A 10,079-nucleotide genomic window follows, 5' to 3' on the forward strand; every position below is an offset into this window, starting at 1 on the left:
CGTGAGGCGCAAACCACCCCAAAGCGCCAGCCCGCCGGGACGGGCAGTCGCTGGCGCGGCGGCCTCCGGCCTTGATTCCGCGCTGGGTGCCAACTCGTTTTGTAACTGGCCAGAAGACGATACTCTTGCGCCGTTGTGGCATCTGTTTTGAGTGATGCGCCCAAGGATTGATGAGTTCCGGTCCTAGTGTCCGAACTCGTTTTTGTTTCATAGCCAGAACATAACGGATGCGGCGAGAGCGATGGCAGACAAGAACTCCTTTAGATACTTGTCCTATCGGGTCGCCACACGCCGCCAGTCCTTGAGCGTTCTGAACATCATCTCGATACGATTGCGCCGTTTATGCCGGTGCTTGTCATACTTCACGGGTGTCTTGCGCTGCTTTCGACCGGGGATGCAGGCGCGTATCCCCTTGTCTTTCAACGCTTCTCTGAACCAATCTGCGTCGTAACCGCAATCACCATGCAGCCAGTCGACATCAGGCAAGTTGCTTGGCATGGCCCGCGCTCCGATGTACTCACTGACCTGCCCGGCGGTTAGAAACAGGGTCAGCGGGCGCCCTTGGCTGTCGCAGACGGCAGGGAATTTGGTGTTCATGCCGCCCTTTGTTCGGCCGATCAGCCGTCCACGCCACCCCTTTTGACCCCCAAACTGGAGGCTGCTCGATGCGCCTTCAGGTAGGTGGCATCGATCATCACAGTCTTCTCCGCGCCGTTCTTAGCGGCCAGACCGGTCATCATCTGCGCGAAGATACCCTTGTCGCTCCATCGCTTCCAGCGATTGTAAAGAGTCTTGTGGGGGCCGTATTCCTTGGGGCATCTCGCCAGCGCAACCCATTGCGATTGATGAGATAATCCCACTCAACACACGCCGGTCATCGACGCGAGGCTCCCCGGGGGATCTCGGGAAGTACGGCTCAAGCCGCGCATCTGCGCGTCCGTCAGCCAAAAAAAGACTAGACATGTCACCGCTTTATTTTTTCAGCGGTGAATCACGGCGCCCAACGGAAATCAAAGGGTGCTGAGCCAAGCCAGCCTAAAAGAAAGCGGTCAAGCGACGCGGCTCGTTGACGATCAGGTATGACCTGCGATGAACTGGGATTCCGCACCTACAGGCAGGAACGGTCTCCAGAAGACCTACGGCGATACCGCGATTTTAATGTGAGTTACGTAGAAGATGCTGCCCGGCATTGGGGAATGCCGGGCTCTCAGTCGTCATTCGGTGATTTTGTTCAGGCTTGTGAGGTTAGATAGTTGGCATGGTTGCTGCCGTGTGGCTCAGTCTCCTTAATTGGGTAGACCGGCTTTGTTGCACAAATCAGCTTAGGGGATTCATAGCGTGAATCCAGCATGATAGCTGAGGTGCATGAGCCGTTGGACCCCAACAGCATACAAGACCACGAACTGGTCGAGCTATAACACCGCACTGAGACAGCGAGGATCGCTGTCGATCTGGTTCGATCCGGCGATGATCTGGGTGCCGCCACCGAGCGAAAACCGCAGACGGCAGCGGTGCTTCAGTGATACTGCGATCCAGGCCGCCTCACTCTGAGAGTGCTGTTCGGGCTGCCGCTGCGGCAGACGCTTGGGTTTGTGCAAAGCTTGCTAGAGTTGGTCGGCCTGGATTGGGCTGTGCCCGATTTCAGCACGCTGTGCCGCGGCCAGAAAACCCTGAATGTCAGTCTTCGATTTCGCGGCGGAAACGGTCCGCACAACCTTCTCATCTACAGTACCGACATCAAGGCCGAGGCGGAAGGCGAGTGGAACGCCCGCAAGCACGGCGGTCCCAAGCCGCGTGTCTGGCGCAAGATACACATAGGGATCGACGAAAAAACACTGGAGGTTCGCGCTGGAAAGCCGGTTGACTTGGCAAGGGAAGCTGTTCGAGTCATCGGTGAGATGCGGACAGCGGTTTCTTAGTGCGGCGTTCATATTGGTGATGGTTCCGGACCAGCGCTTTTCCGCCGCGATGAATTTCACGATGGTCAGCACTAGGGATTGCCTTCTACGTTCGCCTGGTCGGAGGTCTTTCGATTGGCAAAATAAGCGTTCAGGAGCGCACGCCGTGGCCAGCCTAGGGCAGGTTCGGCGGCTGTGATCCATTTGGCGAAGTCGGCCATGCGCGGGCGCTCTATGGGTATTAGCGCACAAGTTCCCAACAGCCCCTGTTCGTATGAATTATTGAGTGCGCCAGATTTCCCGATCTGGCGCACTATGCCTTTTGAGATATTTGCCTAAGGTTCTGACGAGTTCCTCAGATTGTTGATGTTTCGATGTACGACTTGGACACAGCAAATTCACCTCATACAGTTTTCCTGATCAGGCCTAATTGTGGTTGACCCTCGAGTGCTTGCCTCGTCTCCAATAACTCAAGCAGAAACCGGTTGGTCCATTCCCCACACGGATGAGGATAACCCTATGAAAACCGCAAAATTACTACACGTTTTGGACCCAATGCTTGAAGAGAAAGCTATCGCTTGCCGATTGACGAAATACCTCAAGTATCTGCGCCGGGTCGATTTCTGACCGCGCAGCCGGAACAGGGCTGTAAGACGGGACTCTAGTGGATATAGAGGCCGGTACCAGCGCACGCGTTGGCGGGCTTATTCCTCCAGGGTACCCTTAGAAAGAGACCGTCAGGTACAGCATAAAACTGTGCGGAATTGGCTGTTTCTTGGCATTCCCGAATAGTGAGTTAGCCAGGTCAGCAAACTGATCAGGCCGGATCGAATTGGGAGGAATAAATGAGAAACCAAGTCACAATGGCAGCTTCTGCAATGGCAGTCATGGCATCTGGCGCTATGGCCGAGCCTCTGAAGGTCGGCGTTTTGGCCACGCTTGAGGGAACCTATACGGTTCTTGGGGAAGACGGTGTCAGAGGCTTGAAAACAGCTCTGACAGAGGCGAACTACGCGGCGGGTGGTCGCGAGATCGAGATCATCATCGCCTCCACCGATACCAGCCCAGACAGTGCCGTTCGCGCCGCCCGCAAAGTTGTTGAACAGGACGGCGTGGACATTGTTATTGGCCCGCTTTCTGGTTCTGAGGGTATAGCGATCCGCGACTATGCAAAGACCCAGCCGGATATCACGTTTCTGAACGGATCGTCTGCAGCACAGGAAACAACCTATGTGACGCCTGCTGACAATTTCTTTCGCTTCAGCACTGATGGCGCGCAGTGGTCTGTGGGCCTAGGCGATTACATTTACAACGAAAAAGGCTACCGCTCCATAGCGACCGTGGGTGAAGACTACTCGTTTATCTACACACAGGTCTTCGGCTTGGTGACTGAGTTCTGTGCTGCGGGTGGTGAAGTGACCGAACGTTTCTGGGTTCCGTTGGGAACAAAGGATTTCGGTTCGATCATCGCCGCCCTGCCGGATGATGTGGACGCGATTTATCTTGGATTGGGTGGCGGTGACGCGGTCAACTTCCTGGGCCAGTATCAGCAGGCGGGGGGCGATGCTGCCCTGATTGGCGGCTCGATCATGGTTGATGGCACGGTTCTGAATTCTAAGGGCGATGCAAAGAATGCTTTGATAGGTACGCCGGCCGCAGGACCGCAGGCGGACAATTGGGACAATCCGCGCTGGAAAGAATATGTGGCCTCTTACCAGGAAACATTCGCACCGGAAGACCGCTTTCCAAGCCCTTCGTTGCTGGCAACAACCTATTACAACGCCACATCCGCTGCGCTGACTTGTGTTGAAGAAGTGGGCGGCGATCTTGGCGAAGGCCAGGCAGCGTTCCGGTCCTGCCTGAGCGCATTGAAACTTGATGCACCGACTGGCGCAATCCGTCTGGATGATAATCGTCAGGCGATTGCAGCGAATTTTGTGTCCGAAGTTGTCGAAAACGAGGACGGCACGCTATCGACAAAGATGGTGTCGATGGTCGAAGACGTGAACCAACAGCTGGGAGTCGACCCGGAGGCGTTTGCAAAAATCGGCCTGCCAAGCCGGGATACGCCAGCGTGTCAGACGTCATACCAATAATCTAAATGGTACAACCGCCCGGCAGATCCATCTGTCGGGCGAATTCGCTGAAATGATACGCGGCAGTTGGCATGACTTTGATTAACTACCTTTCACGCGTACATTTTGCAGATGGTATCCTTGAGGATGCGCTGCATTCCGAATTGGAGCGAAATCGGTGCACCCGGCCTTTGGTTGTCTTTAACGACCGATACGCGGGCGGATCTGATTTTCTCGACCGTCTTGTCTCGGGGTTTCCTTATCGCAGCAAAGTTGCATTGCATCCGATCGCATCTGGGCGGATTATCAAAAACGATATCAAGGCACTAAACAAGGCCAGCGCCGCACATAAAACGGATGTAATAATAGCGTTTGGAAGCACCAATGCGATTGCCGTTGCCGGGCGGGCTGAATTTTGTGTAGCGCACCGGGCCGATACGAGTGGCGCAGCTTTGAGTATCAACTCAGACAAAAGCGCCCCTCTCTTTTTTGCAATTCCAGGAGTTGAAAACCTGCCCACATACGGCGCCGGTGTCCAACTTTCAGCTGACAATGCACTTCCAAACATGGCGGCAGGTTTCCAGCCGGATGTGATCATTTGCGATCCAACTGTAACGTTGGGGGAGACACCGGAACGCACCTCAAGTTCTGCCGTAACCGCCATGATCCGCTGCATCGAGGCTTATGTCTTGGATGGGTTCAATCCTCCGGCGGATGGTATCGCACTGGATGGTTTGATCAGAACCGCTCAGAACCTGCATTCGACCGTGGCCTCAGATAGCCTTGATGGCCGCCGAGAGCTGATGGCCGCTGCGCTAAATGGGCTGTTGGCGCGACAAAAGGGCGGCATGAGCAGTCGGACTGCTACGAAGTACAAGATCAAGAACTGGCCGAAGTATGACACCGCGCTGAAGCAACGAGGATCCTAGTCGGTCTGGTTTGATCCAGAGATGATCTGGGCACATCCACCGAGCCGGAAGCGCGGTCGCCAGCAGTAAGTCAGCGACACGGCGATTCAGGCCTTTTTTGACGATAAGGCTGCTTTTGGGCTGCCGCTTCGGCAGACGGGTGGCGACGAGGAAACACTGCAGGTTCGGGCAGGCTACGTCACGACAGACAAGGTTGGCCCCTCTCGGAAGCATCCTGCGGATGCGCCTGCCGGGCAGTGGATGCACTGCATCAAACTGCTCGGCCAATCCCTCTTGGCCAGGGACTTCGAGCGGCAATTCGCGGAGATCCAAATCCGTATCGCCGTGCTCAATCGCTACACTGCTCTTGGCATACCCGTAGCAGAGGCCGCAGGATAAGTCCGTCCGGGGAACCCGAGAACACGCCCTTCAGCGGATTTGTGCAACAAAGCCCATCATGCCGCCATTCGTTAGGGTCCGTGAAACACGCTGGCAGACCAACCTCAAGACGATTTTTGGGTTCTGAACCAAAGTACCACGGAAGTTGACGGAAAATACCCCTCTCGGTGATTGGGCGGGGACCCAGATTTGCCACGAAACTTAGTACCCGACATTTTGCGCCACCTAACAAGCTGGGCACAATCTGTGCTAGGTCACTGCCGATTTCGCAGCGTTTCATGTCAGATTTCGAGCGCTTTGGTAGGCGCATAATCACACTAATTCATTGAAATCATTGGTCGGAGAGGCGAGATTCGAACTCACGACCCCTGCCTCCCGAAGACAGTGCTCTACCAGACTGAGCTACACTCCGACCGTTCGCTGGGCAATATAGCCATGTGAGTTGTTTGGCAAGTCCATCTGCTTTGAAAAACGGTGACTTTCGGAAAACACTCAATGCGCCCCCAACGGCCTCTCAGGCCTCCGGGTTCCCATCTTCGTCGCGGCTCTGCATGCGGCGCAGGATGGCGCCCGCGCGCAGAGAGTTGCCGGTGCCGCCGCGGGTTCGGGTGCGTAGGACCGGCGTTGTTGTTGACGTGGGGCCGCGGCTTTCGCGGAAAATGATATATAGCCCGCTGGCGATGATGACGGAGGCCCCCAGCGCAGTTGTCTGGTCGATGGTTTCGCCAAAGATCAGATAGCCATATGCGGTGGCCCAGAGAATCTGGGAATATTGCATCGGCGCCACGATGGCGGCCTCTCCGAACCGGTAGGCCCGGATCAGGCAGAGCATCGCCAGAAAGGCCAAGGCAGCGACCAGCGCCATCCTGCCGAAATCCGCGGCCGGCATCGGCTTGTAGACAAAGAACAGAGCGCAGCCCAACACCAGAAAGCTCGTCATCATCGGATAGATTAGGAGCACGACGCTGCGTTCCTCGCGCCCGATCTTGCGCACGATGACTGAATTGGCGGCGCCTCCAATGGCAGAGATCAGAGCGGCCAGGTGCCCCAGCGACAGATGCGCGTCGCCGGGGCGCAGCACGATGATCACACCAATCAGACCGACCGTCACCGCGGCCCAGCGGTGCAGCCCCACCTTTTCACCCAGCACAGGGATCGCTAGCACCGTGATGATCAGCGGTGCCGCGAACAGGATCGAATAAACCTGCGCCAGCGGCAGGTTGGTGAAGGCATAAAACGCACCGAGAGCGCTGCAAATCATTGCCGTGCAGCGCCCGGCAATCCACCACGGGTGCACAGGGCGCAGATGGCCTTCGCTGGCATCCCCCATCATCATCAGCACGACCAGCGGAAATCCCAATAGCCCCGAGAAAAAAAGCAACTGGACCGGAGAATAACTGCCGCCAAGGAATTTGATGAAGACGTCGTGGGTCGAAAAGACCCCGAAGGCCAACAGCCCGAACAGGCTGCCCTGAAGATTTCTGCCCGGCTGCGGCATGGTCGGTCGACTTTTTCAAGAGAGATGTTGGCGCAATCATCGGGCAAAGCGCGATCAGGGTAAAGACCGCCCGAACAAAAAAACGCGGGCAAATGCCCGCGTTTGTCATTGTCGCGATGCTGCGTCTTCAGAGGCTGGCGTTCAGCGCCTCGACGATCTTGTCGCCCATCTGCGAGGTCGATACCGGCTGAACACCCTCTTCGCCCAGCAGGTCGGCGGTGCGCACACCGTCAGCCAGCACTTTTTCCACCGCCGTCTCCAGACGATCAGCCTCGGTGCCCTGATCGAAGCTGTAACGCAGCGCCATGGCAAAGCTGAGGATACAAGCGATCGGGTTGGCCTTGCCCTGACCGGTGATATCGGGGGCCGAGCCGTGGACGGGCTCGTACATCGCCTTGGGGCGGCCATTGGCCATCGGAGCACCCAGGCTGGCCGAGGGCAGCATGCCGAGCGAGCCGGTCAGCATGGCAGCACAGTCGGACAGAATATCGCCGAACAGGTTGTCGGTTACGATCACGTCGAACTGCTTGGGTGCGCGCACCAGCTGCATTGCGCCATTATCGGCATACATATGGCTAAGTTCGACTTCGGGGTAGTCGGCTGCGATGCGGGCCACGACCTCGCGCCAGAGGATGCCCGATTCCATCACATTAGCTTTTTCCATCGAACACAGCTTCTTGCTTCGGCGCATTGCCAGCTCGAAGGCGGCACGGGCGGCGCGCTCGATTTCCGACTCGGTATAGCGCTGGGTGTTGATGCCCACCCGCTCGTTGCCTTCCTCGATGATGCCACGCGGTTCACCGAAATAGACGCCCGACGTCAGCTCGCGCACGATCATGATGTCCAGGCCAGCAACGATGTCTTTCTTCAGCGACGAGAAACCCGCCAATGCATCGAAACATTGCGCCGGGCGCAGGTTGGCGAACAGGTCCATCTCCTTGCGCAGCCGCAGCAGCCCGCGCTCTGGCTTCACGCTGAAATCCAGATCATCGTATTTCGGACCCCCCACCGCGCCCAACAGAACCGCATCCACCTCTTGCGCCTTTGCCATCGTGTCATCGTGCAACGGCGTGCCGTGGGCGTCATAGGCCGCGCCGCCCACCAGATCTTCGCTGACATCGAAACCCAGGCCGCGATTGTCACCGAACCAGCCGATGATCTTGCGCACTTCGGTCATGACTTCGGGACCAATTCCGTCACCGGGCAGAATGAGAAGCGAAGGGTTGGACATCAGGGTTCTCCTTGCGAATTGTCGACATCGCCCTATCGCGCAAGCCGATCAGCGTCAATGCGGTGCGGAGATTGGTGCAGTTCACGCGGCAATTGCGGGCTGTTTTGGCACGCACACTTGCACTGTCAGACTTCGGCGCAATAAACCTGATTATCTGGCAGCCTGCCCAGGTGCTGTTTCGTTAGCCAAACGCGATTTCAGCAGTTGGCCTTCGCGATCCAGAATCGGGTGCGCGATCGACACGATCCACGAGTTGAACTCTTTCATGAGATAGGCGGTTTCAACATGCTTGTCGCTTGTTTCAAGACTGTCGACATCGCCCTGATTGAGCCTTTGCAGATGTCGCTTGCGGCTTTTTCGCTCTATGCGACCCATTTCGGTCTTTCGCTGAAGCAATTGACGGGCGCTTTCCAGGTCAGAGCTTATCAGAACATTCGTCGCCAAGTTGAGGTTTTTGGACGCGCTTCCATGAATGTACTCCAATTCGCTGCGACCAGCAGGGCTGAAGTTCTGATCGCTTTCGTGCATTTCCTCCGCCAGGGGAAGCAGTCGTTTGACGATGATATCTCCGGCGGCTTCCAACGCGATGGCGTAATCGACCAGTGATCGAAGCTCTTTGCGTTGAGGCCGGGCCAATTCATCGGTGGGAAGCGTCGCGGCATATCTGCGGACCCCGTCCAAGGCCGAATTGACGAATTCATCCTGCTCATTGATGTGCTTCACCTTGTCCGCATCCGGCGCGGCATAGATCTGCATCACCGGGTCAAACATATCCCCGACGATTCCAGCCATTCGCAGGACCTCGCGCCGCAAGTTTGCCAAGGCTTGCGGAACGGGCGGCGCTTCGCCCTCGGTGAGCACTGAGCGGAATGCAGGATTCTGAATTACCATGGTGTCGGTGTCTTCTGTTGGCAGAATTGCCGCCATCGGTTTTTCGAGAAGACTGCAAAACGGGATCGCAAGCAGAAGCGCCGTATTGAATGTGATGTGCAGAAGGATCAGGCTGTGCGCGCCTTCTCCGAAATGGCTCCAGATCTGCGACTGAAGACCGTTGAGGATCAACAGCATCGCCAAAGCCCCGGTGCCTCGGATCACGAGGTTCGCCACGGGGATACGCCGCGCGTCGGGCAAATATCCGCGGCTAAGCCAAACAGGAATCAAGGCAGAGCCCAGATTTGCGCCGAGGACCAGTGAAACGCCGACCGAGAAAGGCAAGGCGCCAATGGCGACGACGGTGACACACATCAGGATCGCGGCGACCGAGGAATGCATGACAAAGGCCAGCACCGCGCCCGCGAGGAAAGCCGTCAGATAATCGCGTTCCAGATATGCGGACATGGCCGGCAGAAACGCGCTGTCGCGGATTGGTTCCATCGTCTCGCGCAGAAGGTCCAGCGACAGCAAAATCAGGGCAATGCCCAGAATGATGCGCCCCGCCTGGCGCAGCGCGCGTCGCTCTGTTTTCAGGAACAGAATGCCCCCGACAATCAGGAGGATCGGCGCGATCCAATCCAGTTTCAGCGACAGCACCTGAATGACCAGCGCCGATCCCAGATCGCCGCCAAGCACCAGCGCCAGCGCGGGTACAAACCCAATCGTGCCGCCGGTGGCAAGGCCTGATACCAGCAAGGTCACGGCGGCTGAGCTTTGAAGGAGTATCGCTAGCATCACGCCCACCGGCACAAGCTGGATCGGGCTGCGCCTTGTCGTCACCAGCCTGCGAAAACGTGGACCAAAGGCCCTTTCGATTCCTGTGCGAACCATACGGACCGCAAACAACAAAAGCATTGTTGCGCCGAACAGGTGGGTCAGGAAGGCAAGAACCAGCATCTTGTTTATTCACAACTTGAGAAAAAGGCGGGCCCGCTTATTTCGGGCCCGCAGTCAGGGAGGTAACTTGGATCATCGCGGCCAGGGGAGTGAATATGTTTTGACGTTTGTGAAGAACTTCATGGCTTCGATGACGCCTTCCTTGACGCCGTTGCCGCTGTCCTTGATGCCGCCGAAGGGGGACATCTCGATCCTGTAACCGGGCTGTTCCCAGATGTTGCAGGTGCCCACATCCAGCCC

The 10,079-nt window shown here is 57.0% G+C and carries 5 protein-coding genes, 1 tRNA gene and 3 pseudogenes; 3 read left to right on the top strand and 6 right to left on the bottom strand.

The window, feature by feature from the left end:
• Window positions 1–207: 207 nt before the first annotated feature.
• A pseudogene (locus tag AB1E33_RS22945) lies at window positions 208–929 on the bottom strand (IS5 family transposase).
• A 436-nt stretch (window positions 930–1,365) separates the two neighbouring features.
• Between AB1E33_RS22945 and AB1E33_RS22950 the strand changes: the two are divergent.
• From AB1E33_RS22950 to AB1E33_RS29610, 3 genes and pseudogenes are all read left to right on the top strand, one after another.
• Window positions 1,366–1,850: pseudogene (locus AB1E33_RS22950) on the top strand (IS5 family transposase); the annotation flags it as partial.
• Window positions 1,851–2,743: 893 nt separating this feature from the next.
• Window positions 2,744–3,994: an ABC transporter substrate-binding protein gene (locus AB1E33_RS22955; protein ID WP_372579572.1), complete on the top strand. Its 1,251-nt coding sequence runs from the start codon at window positions 2,744–2,746 to the stop codon at window positions 3,992–3,994.
• 827 nt (window positions 3,995–4,821) lie between these two features.
• A pseudogene (locus tag AB1E33_RS29610) lies at window positions 4,822–5,280 on the top strand (transposase).
• A gap of 335 nt (window positions 5,281–5,615) precedes the next feature.
• On the opposite strand, the gene AB1E33_RS22965 reads toward AB1E33_RS29610, so the two are convergent.
• The 5 genes from AB1E33_RS22965 to AB1E33_RS22985 form a co-directional block, all read right to left on the bottom strand.
• Window positions 5,616–5,692, bottom strand: a tRNA-Pro gene (locus AB1E33_RS22965).
• A gap of 102 nt (window positions 5,693–5,794) precedes the next feature.
• Window positions 5,795–6,778, bottom strand: a complete 984-nt coding sequence (locus tag AB1E33_RS22970) for a DMT family transporter (protein WP_372579573.1) — start codon at window positions 6,776–6,778, stop codon at window positions 5,795–5,797.
• Window positions 6,779–6,905: 127 nt separating this feature from the next.
• Window positions 6,906–8,009: a 3-isopropylmalate dehydrogenase gene (leuB, locus tag AB1E33_RS22975; protein WP_372579574.1), complete on the bottom strand. Its 1,104-nt coding sequence runs from the start codon at window positions 8,007–8,009 to the stop codon at window positions 6,906–6,908.
• A gap of 150 nt (window positions 8,010–8,159) precedes the next feature.
• Entirely contained in the window at window positions 8,160–9,839 is a 1,680-nt protein-coding gene (locus AB1E33_RS22980; protein WP_372579575.1) for a Na/Pi cotransporter family protein, read from the bottom strand.
• A 72-nt stretch (window positions 9,840–9,911) separates the two neighbouring features.
• Window positions 9,912–10,070 carry an aldehyde dehydrogenase family protein gene (locus AB1E33_RS22985; RefSeq protein ID WP_372579581.1) on the bottom strand — a complete coding sequence of 53 codons (159 nt, stop codon included), beginning with the start codon at window positions 10,068–10,070 and terminating at the stop codon, window positions 9,912–9,914.
• Window positions 10,071–10,079 lie beyond the last annotated feature (9 nt).

Origin of the sequence: Ruegeria hyattellae (assembly GCF_041537925.1) — a bacterium.
GTDB lineage: Bacteria > Pseudomonadota > Alphaproteobacteria > Rhodobacterales > Rhodobacteraceae > Ruegeria_C.